This window comes from Oscillospiraceae bacterium, from assembly GCA_035380125.1.
Taxonomy (GTDB): Bacteria; Bacillota; Clostridia; order Oscillospirales; family JAKOTC01; genus DAOPZJ01.
Map to the genome: position 1 here is coordinate 1 of DAOSWV010000014.1, position 21,321 is coordinate 21,321.

At 47.9% G+C, this 21,321-nt stretch carries 18 protein-coding genes and 1 other annotated feature; of the genes, 10 read left to right on the plus strand and 8 right to left on the minus strand.

Going from position 1 to position 21,321, the window contains the following annotated elements; translation table 11 throughout:
• Positions 1-427: Gfo/Idh/MocA family oxidoreductase (locus tag PK629_06995; protein HOP11219.1), on the minus strand; the 427-nt coding region annotated here is incomplete at its 3' end.
• A 135-nt stretch (positions 428-562) separates the two neighbouring features.
• Positions 563-802, plus strand: a binding site (T-box leader).
• 100 nt (positions 803-902) lie between these two features.
• Between PK629_06995 and PK629_07000 the strand changes: the two genes are divergently transcribed.
• Positions 903-2,288, plus strand: a complete 1,386-nt coding sequence (locus PK629_07000; GenBank protein ID HOP11220.1) for a TrpB-like pyridoxal phosphate-dependent enzyme — start codon at positions 903-905, stop codon at positions 2,286-2,288.
• A 122-nt stretch (positions 2,289-2,410) separates the two neighbouring features.
• On the opposite strand, the gene PK629_07005 is transcribed toward PK629_07000, so the two are convergent.
• Complete coding sequence (locus PK629_07005) at positions 2,411-3,280, minus strand: aldose 1-epimerase family protein (GenBank protein HOP11221.1); 870 nt, start codon at positions 3,278-3,280, stop codon at positions 2,411-2,413.
• Between the two features lie 59 nt (positions 3,281-3,339).
• Positions 3,340-3,771 carry a hypothetical protein gene (locus PK629_07010; GenBank protein HOP11222.1) on the minus strand — a complete coding sequence of 144 codons (432 nt, stop codon included), beginning with the start codon at positions 3,769-3,771 and terminating at the stop codon, positions 3,340-3,342.
• Positions 3,772-4,044: 273 nt separating this feature from the next.
• Between PK629_07010 and PK629_07015 the strand changes: the two genes are divergently transcribed.
• From PK629_07015 to PK629_07050, 8 genes are all read left to right on the plus strand, one after another.
• Positions 4,045-6,702, plus strand: coding sequence for a family 78 glycoside hydrolase catalytic domain (locus PK629_07015; protein ID HOP11223.1), 2,658 nt, complete (start codon positions 4,045-4,047; stop codon positions 6,700-6,702).
• Between the two features lie 3 nt (positions 6,703-6,705).
• Positions 6,706-8,571, plus strand: coding sequence for an excinuclease ABC subunit UvrC (gene uvrC / locus PK629_07020; GenBank protein ID HOP11224.1), 1,866 nt, complete (start codon positions 6,706-6,708; stop codon positions 8,569-8,571).
• A gap of 1 nt (position 8,572) precedes the next feature.
• Entirely contained in the window at positions 8,573-9,349 is a 777-nt protein-coding gene (locus tag PK629_07025; GenBank protein ID HOP11225.1) for an HAD-IIA family hydrolase, read from the plus strand.
• A 63-nt stretch (positions 9,350-9,412) separates the two neighbouring features.
• Positions 9,413-10,564, plus strand: coding sequence for a methionine adenosyltransferase (gene metK / locus PK629_07030; protein ID HOP11226.1), 1,152 nt, complete (start codon positions 9,413-9,415; stop codon positions 10,562-10,564).
• Between the two features lie 2 nt (positions 10,565-10,566).
• Entirely contained in the window at positions 10,567-11,007 is a 441-nt protein-coding gene (dtd, locus tag PK629_07035; GenBank protein HOP11227.1) for a D-aminoacyl-tRNA deacylase, read from the plus strand.
• A 170-nt stretch (positions 11,008-11,177) separates the two neighbouring features.
• Entirely contained in the window at positions 11,178-12,566 is a 1,389-nt protein-coding gene (uxaC, locus tag PK629_07040; GenBank protein ID HOP11228.1) for a glucuronate isomerase, read from the plus strand.
• Positions 12,567-12,600: 34 nt separating this feature from the next.
• The gene (locus PK629_07045; protein ID HOP11229.1) at positions 12,601-12,891 is read left to right on the plus strand and encodes a hypothetical protein; all 291 of its coding nucleotides are present in this window, start codon (positions 12,601-12,603) and stop codon (positions 12,889-12,891) included.
• Positions 12,892-13,143: 252 nt separating this feature from the next.
• The gene (locus tag PK629_07050; GenBank protein ID HOP11230.1) at positions 13,144-13,782 is read left to right on the plus strand and encodes a VanW family protein; all 639 of its coding nucleotides are present in this window, start codon (positions 13,144-13,146) and stop codon (positions 13,780-13,782) included.
• 6 nt (positions 13,783-13,788) lie between these two features.
• On the opposite strand, the gene PK629_07055 is transcribed toward PK629_07050, so the two are convergent.
• From PK629_07055 to PK629_07075, 5 genes are all read right to left on the minus strand, one after another.
• Positions 13,789-15,294, minus strand: coding sequence for an alpha-amylase family glycosyl hydrolase (locus PK629_07055; protein HOP11231.1), 1,506 nt, complete (start codon positions 15,292-15,294; stop codon positions 13,789-13,791).
• A gap of 73 nt (positions 15,295-15,367) precedes the next feature.
• Positions 15,368-16,690, minus strand: coding sequence for an ATP-dependent Clp protease ATP-binding subunit ClpX (gene clpX / locus PK629_07060; protein ID HOP11232.1), 1,323 nt, complete (start codon positions 16,688-16,690; stop codon positions 15,368-15,370).
• Positions 16,691-16,708: 18 nt separating this feature from the next.
• On the minus strand, positions 16,709-17,290 hold the full coding sequence (gene clpP / locus PK629_07065) for an ATP-dependent Clp endopeptidase proteolytic subunit ClpP (protein HOP11233.1): 582 nt from the start codon (positions 17,288-17,290) through the stop codon (positions 16,709-16,711).
• A gap of 53 nt (positions 17,291-17,343) precedes the next feature.
• The gene (tig, locus tag PK629_07070; GenBank protein HOP11234.1) at positions 17,344-18,756 is read right to left on the minus strand and encodes a trigger factor; all 1,413 of its coding nucleotides are present in this window, start codon (positions 18,754-18,756) and stop codon (positions 17,344-17,346) included.
• 108 nt (positions 18,757-18,864) lie between these two features.
• Positions 18,865-20,013 carry a glycosyl hydrolase family 28-related protein gene (locus PK629_07075; GenBank protein ID HOP11235.1) on the minus strand — a complete coding sequence of 383 codons (1,149 nt, stop codon included), beginning with the start codon at positions 20,011-20,013 and terminating at the stop codon, positions 18,865-18,867.
• Positions 20,014-20,189: 176 nt separating this feature from the next.
• On the opposite strand from PK629_07075, the gene PK629_07080 reads away from it, so the two are divergent.
• Complete coding sequence (locus PK629_07080) at positions 20,190-21,140, plus strand: RluA family pseudouridine synthase (protein ID HOP11236.1); 951 nt, start codon at positions 20,190-20,192, stop codon at positions 21,138-21,140.
• Positions 21,141-21,321: the final 181 nt, after the last annotated feature.

Consider the following 21,321-nt stretch of genomic DNA (forward strand, 5'->3'; position numbering starts at 1 on the left):
CATAAAACGGCGCATAGCGCAATACATGACAGATCATCACAAGGCGCTTGTTTTCCTGTGCGGCTTGAACCAATTTCCACATCTCTGCCTCGTCGATCGCAAAGGGTTTTTCGAGCAGCATATGATAACCTGCTCTTAACAGCGGGAGTGAAGTGGCGACATGCTGTTGATCCATTGTACCGTTGATCACGGCATCGGCAAAACGCGGCACGGTGGCAAGGGCTTCCGCCGATTCGAAAAGCGCTTCGTTAGGCAGATTATAGAGTTTTTGAACCTGTGCGCGGCGCAGAGGATTCGGATCAGCCACACCGACTATTTTCAATTTTTCGGGAGCTTCCTGCGCATATGACGCATAAGTGAGAGACCGATGTCCCGCGCCGATGATGATTGCCGTCAGGGGCTGCCTCGTTTTTGATTCTGTAAACATTTTATTTTCCTTTCAAGGGGGATTTTTTAAGAATTTCAGCTCATTATAGCGTTAATAACCGCATAGTGCAATAATTTTTTTAAAAGTGTTGACTTTTTCTTTTTGCGATGTTACAATTATCGCAATTGAACAGCCGCGAAACCGTTGAGCGAGAGAAGTAGCCGCTGTTGCCGAAATTCAGAGAGTCGTTGGTTGATGCGAAACGACATGAGGCACACGAGTGAATGGACTTGCGAGGGCAGCCCGAAATGCAAAAAGTAGGCGCTGACGCGATGCAGCGTTATTGCAAAGATATGTGATTGCATATCAAAGAGGCGGACATTGTTACAATGTCAAATTGGGTGGCACCGCAGAAGCATGGCTTTTGTCCCATAGTACGGGATAGAGGTCTTTTTTATTGTTTTCAAATTGATTTCTTCCTGTATCAAATGACAATCACAGGGCGGTTCAAAAATCATTTTAGGAGGAAATTGAAATGTCTGAAACCCCGAACAAAATTTATCTGAGTGAGAATGAACTGCCCAAGGCATGGTATAACCTTCGTGCAGACATGAAAACCCAACATGCACCTCTGCGCAATCCCGCAACGCTTGAACCCATCACCGATCCTGCCCAGCTTTCGCCGATTTTCTGCGAAGAACTGGCTAAACAGGAACTGAACACGACCGACCGTTTCATCGAATTGCCCGAAGAGATCTATGAGTATTATAAGCTTTATCGTCCGTCTCCGCTGATTCGGGCTTATAACCTCGAAAAAGAACTCGGCACACCGGCAAAAATCTTTTATAAATTTGAGGGCAACAATACCTCCGGAAGCCACAAGTTGAACTCTGCCGCCGCACAGGTCTATTATGCGAAAGCACAGGGCGTTAAAGGCCTGACCACTGAGACCGGCGCCGGTCAGTGGGGCACTGCTCTTTCGATGGCCTGCGCATACTTTAAAATGCCGTTGACCGTATATATGGTCAAATGCAGCAGTGAACAGAAACCGTTCCGCAAAGCTGTTATCGAAACTTATGGCGCTTCTCTTTATCCCAGCCCCAGTACCACCACCGAAATCGGCAAAAAGATGCTGGCCGATGATCCCAACACCACCGGGTCTCTGGGCATGGCGATTTCCGAAGCGATTGAAAAAGCCGTGACCGGCGATAATATGCGTTATGTCCTCGGTTCGGTGCTCGACCAGGTTCTTCTGCACCAGTCGGTCATCGGTCTCGAGACCAAAATCGCACTCGATAAATACGACATCAAACCGGACGTTTTGATCGGCTGTACCGGCGGCGGTTCCAACCTCGGCGGTTTTATTGCACCGTTTGCGGGCGAAAAGATTCAAAAAGGAACGAATTACAAAATTATTGCGGTCGAACCAGCTTCCTGCCCCTCGCTGACCCGTGGTAAATTTGCTTATGACTTCTGCGATACCGGCAAGATCACCCCCCTTGCAAAGATGTATACCCTCGGCAGCGGCTTTGTCCCCTCGTCCATCCACGCCGGCGGTTTGCGTTATCACGGCATGTCCCCGATCATCAGCCAGCTCTATCACGACGGTATCATCGACGAGGCCCGCTCCGTCACCCAGACCAAGGTCTTTGAAGCGGCCACGCTTTTTGCTAAGGTTGAGACGATTCTCCCGGCACCGGAATCCTCCCATGCGATTCGCGCAGCCATCGACGAAGCGCTTGAATGCAAAAAGACCGGAGAAGCCAAGACCATCGTCTTCAACCTGTCCGGCACCGGATATTTCGATCTGAACGCCTACAGCGAATTCCGTAAAGGCAATATGGTCGATTATATTCCGTCCGACGAAGAACTCCAGAAGGGCTTTAATTCCCTGCCGGATGTCGGGTCATTGAATCAATAATTAGTCCGAATAAAAATCCCGCGGTTACCATTAACCGCGGGATTTTTGCTTTTTTTATTTTTGTCCGAGATTGTTTGCTGTGCTCAGAATGACACCTTTATATCCTCAGAGTGGCACTTCGTTTAAAACGGACGGATGGTATGTGTAAGCGTGAAAGTCTTCCCTGCTTCCATGCTAATGATGCCCTCTTTGGCGGTCAAATCGCCGTTGTGATTGACCGAATCTCCGATGCCGTACCACGGCTCGATACAGATATATTTGGCATAAGCCTTTGGCTTTGTCCATATTCCGAGCATCGGAAAGCCCGGGAAACAGACTTCGACGCCCTTTTTGCTCTTCGTTCCGATCAGCGTGGCCTTTCTGGACGTGTGATCAGACATGAAGATTGCATCCACCGCATAATCGTCATAATTCAAAGGCAGCGCCTCGGAATTCACTAAAATCGGCTTGCTGTCGCCGGTAAACAGCTGCTTTTCAACCAGCCGCCTGTTTGCCGTTTCTTTTTTCTCAAAGATAATTTGATAATCTTCAAATTTTTCATCATCTGTAAGCGGACAGCAGTAGGCTTCGTGGGCGCCCACCGAGAAATACATCTCCTCTTTTCCGGTGTTTTTCACGTCAAATTTGACCGAAAGCGTACCACCTTCCAGTTCGTATGTGATGTCAAACCGAAACTTGAACGGATAATTTGTCAAAGTATCCTCATCATTGCAGAGCGTGAAAATGACTTTCGTGTCGCTTTCTTGTTTTGCTGTAAATTCTTTTTTGCGGGCGAATCCGTGGATGTCCATCGTATAGGTCTTTCCGCGATAGGTATATTCGTTGTTTCTGAGACGGCCGACAACCGGAAACAGAATCGGTGCGCGTTCGTTCCACGGGCCGGAACCGTCATAGAGATATTCGGCACCGTCCGCGGTTTTGATAGACTGAAGCTCTGCGCCCAGCGAGGAAATTTCGACTTTAAGATTTGCGTTTTGGATGGTGTAATTCATAATAAACTCCTTTATATTGAATATTTCTTCTATTTTCGTTTTTTAAGAAAAAGCCTTATCTACAAAATTATTATCTTTTGTCGTTTTGTTGTGGTGGTGTGTGTCTTATATCTTGATAAAGTAATAATTGTTATTAAAAATATATTTATAACTAACGTAACAATAATGAAAATAATGTTGTTAAAATCTTGTATCCAAAACTGACCTAAATATGCTTCTTTAATAGTAAGAAAAACAAAGAATGCTAATGATAAAGATAAGTTAATGAAATAGAATAAATTAAATGCCGGAAAATTTATTTTTATATGTTTTAGATTAATAAATAATGTAATAAATGCAAAAACATATCCTAAGATAATTAAAATAGAAGCTAGCACTATTTTTCCCATTGTGTCCACTGGCACTTCCCAACCCGGACCTTCATTATTTAATAATACCAGCCAAGTCATAAAAATATTTGAAAGAAAAATTCCAACGGCTGATTTATACAATTCAAAACCCCCAAGCAAAATATTTATATATTTTAACTTTAAATAAATTTATAAAATCTATGCACCTAACAACGCCGTATTTATCAGTCAAATAACTCTCTCAATAAAAATCAATAATGAAGTCAAAAAAGGCACTCCAATTCGTTGCGTTGGCAAAAGACGGATGTTCAGTTGCATTATATATTCTTCCATAAAACCTGTCAAGCGGTATTGACCCCGGACAAATTAACGGTTAAAATAAACTTATCACTTTCTGAAAGGGACATCTTTATTATGGGTATCACAAAAGTTTATGATCTGACGATCAACTATCTCAAGAATCCGCTCGGGCTGGACGAGACCCCGAGATTTTCTTATAAACTCGCCGCCGACTGCCGCGGTGCGGTTCAAAAGTCCTGCCGCATTCGGGTTGCTTCCGAAGCCGCACTTTTACAAAAAGGCATCGGAAATCTCTGGGACAGCGGCGAAATTGTTACGGATGACACACTGCATATAGAATATCAGGGTAAAAAGCTTCCGCCCGTACATCGTTGTTTTTGGAACGTGACTGTCACAAAAGAAAACAGCGAGACCGTCACAAGCGAATCCACGTTCTTCGTAACCGGAAAACTCGGCACTGCGTGGGATGCCAACTGGATTACCGCTGATTTTATGGGAAAGGGTGAAAAAGCGGCTGACCGCGAAAATTCCGCACTCAAAGCCGCTTATCTGCGCCATGAATTCAAACTTGCCAAGCCCGTTAAAGAAGCGTTTTTGTTGATCTGCGGACTCGGTTACTTCGAGGCGCATCTGAACGGTAAAAAAGTCGGGGACGACGTGCTTTCCACGCCGTTCACCCGCTTTGACGAGACGGTGATGTACAACACCTACGATGTCAAGGACATGCTCTCGAAAGAGAACGCCATCGGTGTGATTTTAGGCAACGGCTGGTACAACTGCTTCGCGGACGACCCTTGGAACACCAAACAGGCCACCTGGCGGCACTTTCCGAAGATGATCGCAGAACTGCACGTCACTTATGAAGACGGAACGGCTGAAACGATCTGTTCGCGCACTGACTGGAAATCCAGCGACGGTCCAATTTATTTCAACGGTATCCGTAACGGCGAGCATTACGACGCCCGAAAAGAACTCGGTAACTGGACCGAGATCGGATATGATGACGGGGCTTGGCAGAATTCCAAGATCATCCGCGGACCCGGCGGACAGCTGATCGGCATGAATCTTCAGCCCATTAAAATCCATCACGAATTCCCTGCCGTTAAGCTTTGGAAAACCGAGACCGGCTGGGTGTTCGATATCGGCCAGAATCAGGCCGGTGTCGCCCGCTTCAAACTGCGCGGCCCCGCAGGCACCGAGATTACGATGAAATACACCGATATCCTCAACCCGGACAGAACCATCAATCTGGCCGCCATCGGCGGATTCATCAGAAGCCATGGTTTCCAAACCGATAAATATATCAAGAAAAGCGACAACGAGGAAGTCTGGCAGGCGATTTTCGTCTACCACGGTTTCCAATACGTCGAAATCTCCGGTATCGATTACGAACCCAAACTCGATGATGTAGTCGGATTGACCATGTACACCTCATTCAACGAAACCGGGCATTTCGACTGCTCCGACGAACTGTTGAACCGGGTTCAGCATCTTTGCCGGTGGTCGACGCTCTCAAACTGTGAATCAATCCCGACCGACTGCCCGCACCGCGAGAAAAACGGCTGGACGGGCGACGGCGCGGCTTCTTCCGAACAAATTCTGATCAACTTCGGCGCGCAGGCGTTTTATTCCAAATGGCTTGATGACATGCGCACCTCTCAGCGGCCTGCGGGACAAATCCCCTGCGTCGTGCCGTCTACCGGATGGGGATATAACAGCATGAACGGCCCCGACTGGTCAATGGGTCTGACCGATATCCCTTGGACGATTTATACGTACAACAACGACCGCCATATCCTTGAAAAGAATTATGAAGCCATCAAACGGCACTGCTCTTATATGGAAAGCATGAGCGACGATTATACCGTACACTACGGTCTCGGCGACTGGTGCGCGCCGTTCGAGGGCCCGGCGATTTCAATTAATATGTCCTCGTTCAAATGTCCTACCGCCGTCTCAGATACCGGATGTTTCTATGACGCCGCGCTGAAACTCTCCAAGATGGCAAAACTGCTCGGTAAACCCGAAGATGAAAAATACTACACCGAACTGGCCGGTAAGATCAAGGCGGCATTCCGAAAGAAGTTTTATGATGAAGCCACACACACGGTAGCCGGCGACTGTCAAACCTCAACTGCTGCAATGCTGTTCCAAGAAATCGCTGAACCTGAAGATCGCCCCGTGTTATTAGCCAAACTGGTTGAACAAATACACCGCGACGACGACCACGTCGATTTCGGACTGCTCGGCTGTAAATATGTGATGCATACCCTCGGCGCGATGGGTGAAGGTAATCTCGGCTTCAAGATGTTGGCGCAGCGCACCTTCCCCGGCTGTCAGCAGTGGATTGATCTCGGCGCAACCACGCTCTGGGAATGCTGGAACGGCGGCGGTTCCCACAACCACCACATGTTCAGCGATCTTTCGGCATTTATGTATAAATACGTCGGCGGTATCTCGCCGGACGAGACCAGACCGGGATTCAGCCATACGATTCTGCGTCCCGCGATCGACTGCGGACTAGAATTCGCAAACGCCGAATACGAGAGCATGTACGGCAAGGTCACCTGCCGCTGGACAAACAAAGACGGCAAACAGACGCTTGATATCAACGTCCCGGTCTGCTGCGAAGCGACGCTTTATCTGCCCGCCTCCTATATCGGAAAGCTGTCCGAAAACGGCAAGCTGATTAACTTTACGACAAAAACCGCCGATTCCGAATATGCAGTAACGCTGCCGAGTGGTGAGTACCACCTGACAGCCGAAAAGTAAAACATGATCGATCCTTTTCTTGACCTGAATGAGAATATTCCCGCACTGCGGGACAAAGCCGCTCGTCTGCCGCTGCAGCCGGGCGTGTATATCATGAAAAATTCAAGCAAGAACATCATCTATATCGGCAAGGCAAAATTGTTAAAAAACCGGGTCAATCAATATTTTCACAGCTTCGGGAATCTGACATCCAAGACTATCAAACTGGTTTCCAACATCGACGATTTCGACTACATCGTCACCACCAGCGAATTCGAAGCGCTTCTGCTGGAGTTGAATCTGATCAAGCAATACCGCCCGAAATATAACATCCTGCTCAAGGACGACAAAGGCGTCAGTTTTATCAAGATTACGCCCCCGCCCTGGTCTAAAATCCTTGCCGTTCACCGACAGGAGGACGACGGCAGCGAATACATCGGGCCGTTCCCGTCTAGCTATACCGTACATCTGATGGTCGATCAGGCCATCGCAATTTTCGGACTGCCGACCTGCAACCGCGTATTCGGCGAAAAAGACACCGGAAGGCCTTGTTTGAATTATTTCATTAAACAATGCTACGGACCGTGCAAACGCGGGAACGCTTCTCCCGAACGCCACGCCGAAATCATTTCAGAGGTAAAAAAGTTTCTGCGCGATGGTGATCGGGACATCGTGAAAAATCTGACCAAAGAGATGGAACAGGCCTCGGAGACGCTTGACTTTGAAAAAGCAGCCACTTTGCGCGACCGTTTGAATGCAATTAAAAATATCCGAAAAACCCAGAGCGTGATTGATACGACCACCGCCGAGGCGGACGTTTTCGGACTGACACGCGGCAGCACCCAATGTTGTTTCGCCGTATTGTCGATTCGAAAGAGCCGAATTTCCAATAAAGAAAACTTTTTTATCGATGACACCGCTTCGGAAAATACACAGGCTTCTCAACTGCGCGCCGACTTTTTACTCGGGTATTACGCCAACAAGCAGGAAATTCCCAAAAAGATCTTTATCGACGGCGACTGTGAAGACAAACACCTGCTGGAAGAACTGTTTTCTCAAAAACGCGGTTCAAAAGTGGCGATCACTGTTCCGCAGAAAGGCGAAGGCGTTCGGCTGATTCAGATGGCCGCCAACAACGCCTTTGAACAGCTGACGCAGATTACCGGAAAACAACGTGAGAGCGGAATGTTAAGCGAACTCTCAAAGCTGGTCGGTATTGAAACGCTGTGCTACATCGAATCCTATGATATTTCCAACACTGCGGGCGCAGACAACATTGCGGGAATGGTGGTATTTATAGACGGTAAGCCGCAAAAATCCCACTACCGGCAGTTTTTAATCAAGAGTTTTACCGGACAGGATGACTATGCCTCGCTTCGGGAGGCCGTGAAACGCAGATACACGCGATATATTAATCATCCTGCCAACGATCCCGCTTTCTCTGCAAAGCCGGATCTGATCTTAGCAGACGGTGGTCAGGGACAAGTCGGCGCGGTCAAAGATGCACTTGCGGAACTTGAGTTGGACGACATCCCCGTGCTCGGTATGGTCAAAGACAGCCGCCACACCACCCGCGCACTCGTCGACGAACACGGGAACGAGATCGAGATCAAATCCGCCCGGGGCGCTTTTACACTGGTCAGCACGATTCAAGAGGAAGTTCACCGCTATGTCATCACCTGTCACCGCAAACGCCGTTCTCGCCGTACTACCGCATCGGTGCTCGCCAATATCCCCGGCGTAGGCGAAAAGCGCATTACTGCACTGATGGATAAATTCAAGACCATAGAGGCCATCGCGGCGGCAAGCATTGAAGATCTTACAGCAGTTAAAGGCATGAGCAAACAGGCCGCAGAGCGTACAAAACGCTTTTTCGAGGAGGAATATTGATATGAAAGACTTAAAAAAAATCAAATATTTTGTGTTAGATATGGACGGCACAATCTATTTGGGTGACAAGCTGTTTGACTTTACTCCAGCTTTTTTGAATAATGTCAAAGAAACCAACCGCGACTTTGTTTTCTTTACAAACAACTCTTCCAAAAACGCCGCCGCTTACATTGAAAAACTGCACAAGATGGGGATTGATATAACGCCCGACAAGATGTTGATTTCCAATGAGGTCATTATCGAATATATCCAGCGCGAATACCCCGGAAAAAGCGTCTATGTGATCGGCACAGAATTATTGAAAAATGATTTTATCCACGCGGGGATCAAGTTGACCGAGGACGCCGATTTGGTCGTATTGGGATTTGACACCGAACTGGTTTATCACAAACTGGTGGTCGGGTGCGATCTGATCCGTGCCGGAAAACCGTTTTTGGCAGTCAATCCGGACTTCAACTGCCCGGTCGAAAACGGATTTATCCCCGACTGTGGTTCCATGGCGCGGCTGATTACGGCTTCCACCGGCGTTGTTCCCGAATTTTTCGGAAAGCCGTCGCATCACGCGCTGGAATATATGCTGAGACGTATGGACTGCAAACCGTCAGAACTGGCTGTGGTCGGCGACCGTCTTTATACCGATATTGCAATTGCCTGCGGTACCGATGTGACCTCAATTCTCGTGCTTTCAGGCGAAACGAATGTGGCGGATTTAAAAGCTTCCGAATTTAAACCGGACATCGTTGTACAGGATTTGGCGGAACTTTCGATGCTTTTATAATATCTTGACGAAAGCCCTAAATGTGTTATAATATTACAATGCCGTTAGGCGGGAGGTATATATATGGCAAGAACGTTTTTTACATCTGAATCAGTCACTGAAGGACATCCCGATAAAATATGCGATAAAATTTCCGATTCCGTGCTCGATGCAATCATCGCGCTTGATCCCGGCGCAAGAGTCGCTTGTGAGACTTGCTGCACCACAGGCGTACTGTTTATCATGGGCGAGATTTCTACCGATTGTTATGCGGACATTCCCAAAATTGCCCGTGAGACCGTAGTCGAAATCGGTTATGACCGTGCCAAATACGGTTTTGACGGCACCACTTGTGCTGTTTTAAGCACCATCGATGAGCAAAGCCCCGATATCGCACTCGGCGTCAGCCGCGGCGTTGAGATCGGAGCAGGAGATCAGGGCATGATGTTCGGCTATGCCTGCGACGAGACCGAGGAACTGATGCCGCTTTCAATTATGCTGGCTCACAAGCTTGCGAAACGGCTTACTTTTGTACGCAAGAACGGAATTCTTCCCTATCTCAGACCGGATGGAAAAACACAGGTCACAGTCGAATTTGAGGATGGAAAACCGATTCGTATTGACACCGTGGTCGTCTCGGCACAGCATGCGGAAGAAGTCTCGCTTGAACAACTTCGCGCAGACATCATCCGCGACGTAATCAAAGAGACCATCCCCGCCAATCTTTTGGATGACAATACGAAATTTTTAATTAACCCGACCGGACGATTCGTTATCGGCGGTCCGCATGGGGACAGCGGTCTGACCGGCAGAAAACTCATCGTCGACACCTACGGCGGATATGCCCGCCACGGCGGTGGTTCCTTCTCAGGTAAGGACCCGACAAAAGTCGACCGTTCCGCTGCATATGCCACTCGTTGGGCTGCTAAAAACATTGTTGCGGCAGGTCTTGCCAAACGTTGTGAGATTCAAATTGCCTACGCCATCGGCATCGCTAACCCCGTGTCGATTGCAGTCGATTGCTTTGGCACAGGAAAATACAGTGACGACGTGATCGCTAAAGCTGTCGAAAACGTATTTGATTTCCGGCCCGCTGCGATCATCGAGCAGCTTGATCTGCGTAAACCGATTTATAAGCAGCTCGCCTCTTACGGTCACTTCGGCAGAACTGATCTTGATGTCCGCTGGGAACGAACAGACCGCGTCGAGCAACTTTTAGCGGCTGTTAAAAAGTAATTATGCGGGCAATCATCCAGCGCGTCAGCAGCGCAAATGTTAAAATAGAAGAAAAAACCGCCGCCAAAATCGATTGCGGTCTGCTGGTGTTATTGGGAGTTGCGGACGGCGATACATCATCCGATGCGGACTTCTTGGCAAAAAAAATCGCCGCAATGCGAATTTTTTGCGACAGTGACGATAAAATGAATTTGTCAGTGCAGGATATCGGCGGTTCGATTATCGTTGTTTCCAACTTTACGCTTTGCGCTGATGCTTCGCACGGGAACCGTCCGTCTTTTATCGCAGCCGCACGTCCCGAAATTGCCGAACCGCTCTATGAGCAATTTGTTCATAAACTACGCGAGAACGGCGTAAAAAATGTACAGACCGGCGTCTTCGGCGCTGACATGAACGTCGGTATCGAAAACGACGGCCCCGTGACGATCATTTTGGATTCCTAAGACTCGTCAGTTCCCTGAGTCGGTCTGTCATTTTGTTTTGCCGACTTCCCGGTAGATCCCTGCGTATCATTCTTTTGATTTTTTTGCATTTGAGTTTGTTTTGATTTTGTCTTTTTTGACGGCATCGTCATCACCTCAGGCGTATTATGTCCATGGTTGGAGGAAATATTATGGAATTTCTTAACAACAATTTTCTTTTATCTTCGCCGCAGGCGCAGGATTTATACCACTGTTATGCTGCGGCAATGCCCATTTTCGACTTTCATTGTCACATTGAAGCCAAAGAATTGGCGGAGAACAAACCCTATGAAAACATCACCCGTCTCTGGCTTGGCGGCGATCACTATAAATGGCGTGCCATGCGTATCAACGGCGTCGATGAAGCTATGATTACCGGCAAGGCGGATGACTTTACAAAATTTCATGCATGGGCAGATACAATCCAGCATGCGATCGGCAACCCGCTGTACCACTGGACACATCTGGAACTGTCCCGCTATTTCGATATTGATTACCCACTCACGGTTTCAAACTGCGAGCTTGTCTATCGGGAATGCAATGAACGGTTAAGCACACCCGAACTGCTCCCCCGGAATATCGTCAGCCTTTCGAACGTAACCGCCATCTGCACCACCGACGATCCCGCCGACGATCTGCGTTATCATATCGAACTGTCCGCCTCTGATTTTGCAACAAAGGTCCTTCCGACCTTCCGACCGGACCGTGCCGTTCAGATCGACAAACCTGATTATATTGAATATATTGAAACGCTTTCCGATGCTTCCTGTGTAAATATTAATAGCTTTACAGACCTCTGCGTTGCGCTTGCAAAACGCGCCGATTTCTTTGATTCAAACGGCTGTAGGGCCAGTGATATTTCCCTGGAAATCCCCGATTTTGACCCGAATGGAGCAGACGGCGCATTTAAAACCGCATTATCCGGCGGCAAATTGACGGCTGAACAGATCATGCAATTTCGTTCAGAATTATATCTGTTCCTTGGAGAGTTGTATCATAAAAAGAACTGGGTCATGCAGCTGCATATCGGCGCACTGAGAAATGTGAGCACAACCATGATGGCGCGCCTCGGAGCAAATACGGGATTTGACACGGTGGATGATTGTAACTACATCCGCCCGCTGGCGACTTATCTGGATGCACTGCAAAAAGCAGGACATCTGCCGAAGACAATTCTTTATAATCTCAACGCCAAAGACACGCAGGCACTGGCAACACTCGCGGCAACTTTCTGCGGCGACGGCATACCAGGGAAAGTGCAATACGGCGCGGCGTGGTGGTTCCTCGATACGCTCGAGGGCAACCGCGAACAGCTGAAAACACTCTCGGGGCTTTATTTACTGCCCCGTTTCATCGGCATGCTGACCGATTCCCGTTCCCTGCTCTCCTACACCCGCCATGAATATTTCAGACGGATCTTATGCGGCATGCTCGGCGAACAAATGGAAAAGGGTCTGATTCCGGATGATATTGAATACATCGGGAAAATAGTGCAGGACGTCTCTTTTAACAACGCGTTTTCATTTTTCGGACTTGCATAAAGGCAAAAACGTATAAAGGAAAGGCGGTTCCATCATGAAAATAACGGGCAAGCAGATTTTTGCAATCGCGGTTATCATCATTTCGCTGGCATTTGTTATCGTGGGCTTTTTGATTCTGCCCGATACACTGGTGATGCAGATCACAGTGTCCGGTTCCGCCGGAACGACCCTACCGAAACTCGTGGGGCTTGCGATTCCTTTTGTGATCAGTGTCGGATTTGCTTTGTATTATTTGATGGATAAGAAATCGAAAAGCAGCAAGAGTCTTTTGGGGTCTCTGGTCGGCATCGCCGCGTTTGTTTTTACTTTTGTGTTTAATCTTTAAATATTAAAAACTTGCACAATCATTTGATGAGCGCCCATTAAATACTTTGGAGTGACTAGTACGAACAGGAAATTATTTTGCCAAATTTCACCTTTTACATACCGACTTTCAGTTCTTCGATGCAGAGGATTTCGGCATCTGAAGAACATTTTGTCGTTTAAAAAATTCGCACATCAACGCTCCGATTCCCCGCTTCCCGTTTCTGTTTATAAACATAATTCATTAATTCGGCGGCGGCTCGGAAATGTGGATATGCAATTGCAGGAGAACAAGGCGGTCAATTTATCTCTCGCCGCACCGAAACTGAGCGGAATTTTAATCAAGCCCGGACAGACCTTTTCATTTTGGCTTCTGGTCGGAAGCGCCTCGGCAAAACGCGGATATAAAGAAGGGCTGACGATCACAGCCGGGCGTGCCACCAAAGGTATCGGAGGCGGGATGTGCCAGCTGACCAATCTCATTCACTGGATGGTTTTGCACACCGATTTGACCGTCACCGAATTGCACCACCATGACCGGTTCGATTTGTTTCCCGATTTTAACCGACAGGTGCCGTTCGGAACCGGAACTTCTATCCTTTATAATTATCTCGATTATCAGGTCAAAAATGAAACCGACATCACTTATCAATTGATAATTTATACGACTGATGAATATCTGTGCGGGGAAATCAAAGCCGACCGAAATCAACCCTATGTCTATCACATCAAGAGTCAAAATGAGTTTTTTTCCAAAGAGCCTGACGGCGTTTACCGCAATGGTGAGATTTTACGCGTCAAAGTCGATCCCGTGACCGGAAATCATATTGAGACAAAAATTTTGCGTAAAAATCATGCGAAAGTGGCGTATGACACCGCGAATCTTGAGATAAAAGACCTAAGGCCCGCATGACCGGTTTCAACCGAGTACGAGAATTCCATAAGGCGCGAGTGTGAGTTCCGTGCCTGAAGTTTTGAATTTGGCGGAGGACTTGCCGTCGACAGACAGCTGACCGATGGTTTTTGAAGCAATTCCCGCGTCAAGGGTTACTGCCTGACTTTCCGATGAGAAATTTATACTGATATAAATACTGCTGCCATTCCAGGTCTTTTTTAAAACCGCGACCGAGTCCACAGGGCTTTCCAAGATTTCAACGGTACCGCGGGCGATTTCGGAGATTTCGGCACGCAGCCGCATTGCCGCTTTATAATAATTCAAAATTGAATTTTTATCTTTTTCCTGCTCTTTCACCGAGGGAAAAGAATATTTTACAGTGGTTGTTCCCGGCGGGGGCGTCGTGGTTTCGTCTTCGGTCGTCCACAACATTCCGATGCGCTTGTTTGGGTCGTTCCCCGTCCCTTTCATGCCGATCTCATCACCGTAATAGACGAACACCGAACCCGGCATCATCGCAAGCAATCCCGCCGCAAATTTGATCTTAGTCTTGTCGGTTCCCAAAAAGCCCGCGCTTCGGGAGAGATCGTGGTTATCGAGAAACGGCGAGATGATGACGTCGCCGAGGGTATCCTGCAGCGTTGTTAAAGCGCCGCAATAAATCGAGGCCGCTTTCTCCGGCTTTGAAGAATTGACCGCAGCCGCGAGATAGCCGTCCAGATTAGCGGTCGGGAAGCAGAACAACGAATCGACACCGCTTTGATAATAGGTCTCAATGGTGGAAAGTACGCTCCAGACCTCGCCGACGACAAAGCTGCCGGATTTCAAGATTTCTGCTTCATTATTGAGCCAGCTGAGAAAATCGACGCTCTTTTGTTGATCGTCGGTATAATAGCTTGTGCAGGCGTCCAGCCGAAAACCGTCTGCCCCCATATCATTCAGCCAGAAGTTCATGATCTTTTCGATTTCCGCGCGCACTTCGTTGCTGTCGAGATTCAGATCGGGCATGCCGGACTGGAACCGTCCTTCGTAATACAAGCCATCGCTCAGTTTATGGTATCCTGCAGTGGATTTATCGCTCCAGTTATACCAGTCGTGATAAGGTGAATTGACATCCGCGGCGGCGGTAAACCACGGGTTTTCACTCGACGTGTGATTGACCGGCAGATCAATAATCACCCGAATGCCGAGTTCATGCGCCTTTGTCATCAACGATTGGAAGTCCTCGTTGGTTCCGTATTGACTGTCGACGGTATAATAATCGGCAACGTCGTATTTATGATAGGAGGGCGACTGCATGATTGGCATCAGCCAGATGCCGTTAAAGCCCATCTCTGCAACATATTCAAGCTTTTCGGTCACTCCGTTCAGATCGCCGATACCGTCTTCGTTGGTATCATAAAACGAATAGACAAAGATTTCATACCAATTGCGGTAATCGTCATCGAGGGCGGTCGGTTTTGCCGTACAGCCGAAAACGGAGGGTAAAATCAATACAAATATAAGCAATAATGAAACGATCTTTTTCACTATAATCATCACCCTCCATACTGATTCATGCAAAAAATCCCCGCAGCGAACAGCGGGGATTTTTCATCTTCGTTTATATTGCGGTATCTGTGGGTTTTGTGCGGGTGCTGCGTTTTTTCTCCGAGGCGGGAATCCGAATGACCTGTGGTGTACGGGAAGTGTCGTGCTCAACTTTAATGCGATTCTTTCCCTCAACACAAGCCTTCGTCACAATCACTTTGCTGATCGTGTGATCGGATGGGACTTCGTACATCGGCGATGCAAGGACATTTTCGACGATGGAACGCAGTCCGCGGGCTCCGGTGCGGCGCTCAATCGCTTTCTCCGCGATCGCTTCCAACGCTCCCGGTTCAAATTCAAGCTCGACGTTATCCAACTTGAACAGTTGTATAAACTGCTTGACGATGGCGTTTTTCGGCTCTGTGAGAATACGGATGAAGGCATCGCGGTCGAGTGCCTCAAGCGTGGAGAGAACCGGGATACGCCCCACCAATTCCGGAATTAACCCGTATTTGATCAGATCCTGCGGAATTACCTGTGCCACAAGCGCGTCGTAACCCTCGCTCTTTTTGCTCATCAGGTTGGCGTTGAAACCCATTGAAGTGCTTCCGACGCGGCGTTCGATGATTTTCTCGATGCCGTCAAACGCGCCGCCGCAGATGAACAGAATATTGGTCGTGTCAATTTGGATAAATTCCTGCTGAGGATGCTTTCTGCCGCCGGTCGGGGGTACGTTTGAAACAGTGCCCTCAAGAATCTTCAGCAATGCTTGTTGAACACCCTCGCCCGAAACATCTCGGGTGATCGAAGTGTTTTCGCTCTTGCGGCTGATCTTATCAATCTCATCGATATAGATGATGCCTTTTTCGGCAAGTTCCACATCGTAATCCGCCGCCTGAATCAGACGCAGCAGAATATTTTCAACATCTTCGCCGACGTAACCGGCTTCGGTCAGGGTCGTGGCGTCTGCAATGGCGATCGGGACTTTGAGTTTTCGCGCCAATGTCTGAGCCAAAAAGGTCTTACCGACGCCGGTCGGTCCAAGTAAGAGAATATTGGACTTTTGCAGTTCGATGTCGCTTTCGCCGCGCAGAAAGATACGTTTATAGTGGTTATACACCGCGGTCGACAGGGTTTGTTTTGCGCTCTCCTGCCCAATCACGTATTCGTCGAGGTATGATTTAATTTCCATCGGTTTGGGCAGCGGATCGCCGCCGTCGCGGATGGTCGGTTTTTTTGCGCTCTCGCTGATCTCACCATTGATGAGATTATGGCAGAGCGTAATACACTCATTGCAGATATAGACGCCGGGTCCCGCAATGATTCGATCGACTTCCTGTGTGCTTCGGTTGCAAAATGAGCAGCGCGGAAGTTTGGGATCTTCGAATTTTGGCATGTTCCCTCCGTCCGGCCTTTATCGCTTGGTCAATACCTTGTCGATCAGGCCGTATTCGACCGCCTGTTCGGCAGTCATAAAGTTATCACGATCCGTGTCTTTGGAAATGACTTCGATCGGTTTACCGGTGCGCTCGGCGAGAATGCGGTTCAGGTTTTCACGGGTGCGCAGAATATGATCTGCGTGGATTTTGATATCCGAGGCCTGACCCTGTGCGCCGCCCATCGGCTGATGGATCAAAATATCGCTGTTGGGAAGCGCGAAACGCTTGCCCTTCGTGCCGGCCGCAAGCAAAAACGCACCCATGCTGGCCGCCATACCGATACAGATCGTCGAGACGTCGCATTTGATGAACTGCATGGTATCGTAGATCGCAAGACCTGCGGTAACAGAGCCGCCCGGGCTGTTGATATAAAGCTGAATGTCTTTTTCGGGATCCTGTCCCTCGAGATACAGCAGCTGCGCGACCACGAGACCTGCCGTGACTTCGTTGACTTCCTCACCCAGCATAACGATGCGGTCGTTGAGAAGGCGCGAATAGATGTCAAAACTGCGCTCGCCGCGCGAGGTCTGTTCAATGACCATCGGAACTAAACTCATACGAATACCTCCATTGTCTGTATTCTCTCTATTTTTAACGTTCCCGCTTTGGGTTATTCCGCCTTGTCGGCAGCGGGTTCTTTTTCTGTGGTGTCTTTCTTGGCAGCGGGTTTCTTTGCCGGGGTTTTCTTGGGCTTTTCTTCCGCGGTATCGTCCGCTTTCTTTGTCGCTTTTGCGGTCTTTTTCTCGCCGGCAGGTTTTACGGAAGCCGCGTTCTTAACAAGTTCGTAAGCTTTCAGCGTCTTCATGTCCTCACGCATATCCTCGGCGGAGACGACCTTTTTCAGCTCGTCTGCACTCCGGCCATACTTCTCGGCTTCTTTGACAAATTCGGCTTCGATCTCTTCGTCGGTGACTTCGATCTTTTCGAGTTCGGCGATTTTTTCAAGCGCCAATGTGCTCTTTACGCGGGATTCGCCTTGTTTTCTGAACTGGCCGCGTAGTTCGTCGATACCCATGCCGGTCATCTGCATATACTGCTCGAGCGAGAAGCCCTGCATACGCGAACGGTAATCGAAATCCTGAAGCGCACGGTCGGCGGCGGATTCAAACATAACCTCGGGAATGTCGCCCTTGACCAGTTCGCAGAGCTTTTCGGTGACAGCCATTCCGATCGCATCATCCGCTTTAGATTCCTTATCCTTCTGCAGACGCTCGCGAATGGAATTTTTATATTCGTCAACGGTGTTGAATTCGCTGACATCTTTGACAAACTCGTCGTCAAGTTCGGGGATTTCCTTCTTTTTGACTTCGTGCAGCTTGGTTTTAAAAACGGCTTTTTTGCCAGCCAGCTGTTCGGCGCCGTATTCATTCGGGAATTCGACATTCACGTCAAATTCATCGCCGGCGATATGTCCGATGATCTGATCTTCAAAGCCCGGGATGAATGCGCCGGAGCCGAGGGTAAGATCATATTTTTCCGCTTTTCCGCCTTCAAATGCCGTGCCGTCGACAAAACCCTCGAAGTCAATCGAGGTGATATGGCCCTTTTCGGCTTTGCCGTCGATGGTCAGAATACGGGAACCGCGCTCACGCGCTTTATCAACTTCGGCGTTGATTTCTTCTTCTGTGACTTCGGTCGAAGGTTTTTCGACCTCAATGCCTTTGTATTCGCCGACTTCGATGGTCGGTTTAACCCAAATCACGGCCTTGAATTCGACGCCGTCTTTGCCGATGGATTCGATGTTCAGTTCGGGACGGGAAACAGCAATTAATTCGGCCTCTTTGACGGCATCTTCAACCGCCTGCGGATACAGTGCGTTGAAAGCGGTCTCGTAAAAAGCGCCTTCGCCGTAATATTGTTCAAGCAGTTTTCTCGGGGCCTTACCTTTGCGAAATCCCGGGATCGCCATCTTGACGCGGTCCTTGAGATAGGCCTTGTCGGTGGCCTCTGCAAATGTCTGCGCATCGATTGTAATGGTCAGCTCGTATTTGTTGTTTTCGAGCATGGTTTTTGTCTTTAACATAAACGCCCTCCTATAAGCGGTAAATCCTGTTGATTATATCATATCAACCCATGAAATACAATAGAAAACCCCAATTTTTATCCGATAACATGCCTTCATTGAAAATGATCAGTTGATTTTTAACTCTGTGAATTCCTTATTCCATTTTAAAACTTCCGACTTGTTTTTCAAAGACACCGACACCTGCTCTTTTCCTTGCACGGCAACTGTTGAGGATGTCACATTTCGCACCAATAAAGTCGGAATTTCTCTGTCTGTATCAAACTCCGTTATTCGTGAGAATCCGGTGATTTTAAAATCTTTGACCATACTCTCGCAAAGCAGTAACGCGTTCACTTTGCTGTTCCCGGTATGCCAAATTCGCATATCCTCAATTTCGATATTCTCTATCTCACCAACGCCATCGGGATAGTCATTTTCTTTGAACAGAGGGGTGAGGCAATAACGTGCGGCGTCCATGTTGACTGCATATACCCGGCATCCGCCGGATATGTCTTTGATCCTTATATTGCGAATCGGCGAAGTAATACTTAATAACCGAAAAAAAGTGTAGCAGTTTTCAGCACTGACATTTTCCACCGTGATGTTCTCGATCGGGCCTCGGGACATATCTAAATTTTCAACGCGCTCCATGCTGTCATCTGCATTGAAAGCGATCATGTCATCATTGGTTTGACCGTTTGAGAGAGCAGTTATGTCTTTGATTCTGCCATTACGCACGTTCCCGCCGAAATGGAGTCCGTCTTGATTTGGACGAAGTTCATCACTTGAAAACCGGATAGATGAAATATCGAATCCGTCAAGCCTGTTAAAACGAACATAAAAAGCGGCCGAATTAGTTATGGTCATATCTCTCAGAATAAGGCCTCTGATATTTGAAAAATTCAACACGGTGCCGCTGTAGCCGTTTGGGTCATACAAACCCGCTTTTACATTACACCGACCGGCGTTATTGCCGTCCCATATTCCTCCTGAAATACTGATTTCATTGTTTCCGCTTTCCGGGTTGTCGTTGGAAAGCAGAAAATCGCCGCGCTTTTTAGGTGTTTCTCCGCACAAAAACAACCGTGCTTTTGCTGATGCCCTGATTGCGGTATGAGACGGCACTTTCAGCGTGGACGTGATACGATAGTTACCATCGGGAATTTCTATCACTTCCGCTCGGTCAAGCGCAAGTTGAATTGCCGCTGTGTCGTCCGAAAGTCCATCCCCCTTGGCGCCTAAAGTTTTGATACCTAAAACTTTTTCGTTTTTCATTGTTTTTTCTCCCGCTTCTTTCTTGTATCTATTTTATCATGTTTGATTATAAAAGTACAAGCTAACATCAGTACCTGTTTAAAAAGACACGCTGAAGAAACCCATCTGTTAAAATCCGATTGGATTTTCAATCGTAATGTGATAGAATAACGATATCAAGAGCCGGAGGATTTTCTATGAGGGAATTCACTGTCAACCAAAACGACACCGGGCAGCGTCTGGATAAATTTATAACCAAAGCCGTGCCGAAGCTTCCGGCCTCTTTGTTATATAAATATATTCGCATCAAACGCATCAAAGTCAACGGTAAAAGGGCTGACGAACGTCAAAAACTCATTTTGGGCGATCTGATACAACTCTATGTGAACGACGAATTTTTTGAACAAAATGATTCCCCGCTCGATTTTATGAACACCACCGACGATGTCCGCGTAGTCTATGAGGACGAGAACATCCTTGTTGCCGATAAACCAGCCGGACTGCTGTGCCACAGTGACGAAAACGAGAGCCGCCATACGCTGATTAATAAAATCTTACTCTATTTATATCATCAAAATTCATATCTTCCGGAAAATGAAAACAGCTTTACACCAGCGCTCTGCAACCGCATTGACCGCAACACCTCCGGCCTTGTGATCGCGGCAAAAAACGCCGAAGCACTTCGGATTATGAGCGAAAAAATCAAGCTCCGTGAAGTGAAAAAGTTTTATAAATGCGTCGTTTTCGGAAAATTTCCCGTTCCTTCGGGAGAAATTCGCTCCTATCTGACCAAAGACGGGAATAATAATATGGTCAGCGTCTCGAATAAGCAAAAACCCGGGGCGGTAAGCGCGGTGAGCAAATATAAAGTGTTGAAAACAACAGATGAACTTTCGTTGCTTGAGGTCGAATTGGTCACGGGCAGAACGCACCAGATTCGTGCGCAGTTTGCCGATGCCAACCATCCGCTGCTCGGGGATACCAAATACGGAAACGCCGCCAGAAGCAAACCTTATGGCTTCAACTGGCAGGCATTATGTGCATATAAGATTAAATTTGATTTTGCGAATGACGCGGGGATTTTGCAATATCTCAATCAAAAAATCATCGAACTGCCCCCGCCCGAATTTGAACTTTTACTGTTTTGACTTTATAGAATATAAGGGCATCGCGCCCTACTGACACTTATATATAAATATATAAATCATGTGTATGAATTATAGAAATCCTAATCTGTCTTTGCGAGGAGTACAACGACGAAGCAATCCAGAAGCCATACGGTCTGGATTGCCACGGGGCAAAAGCCCCTAGCAATGACGATTAAAAAAT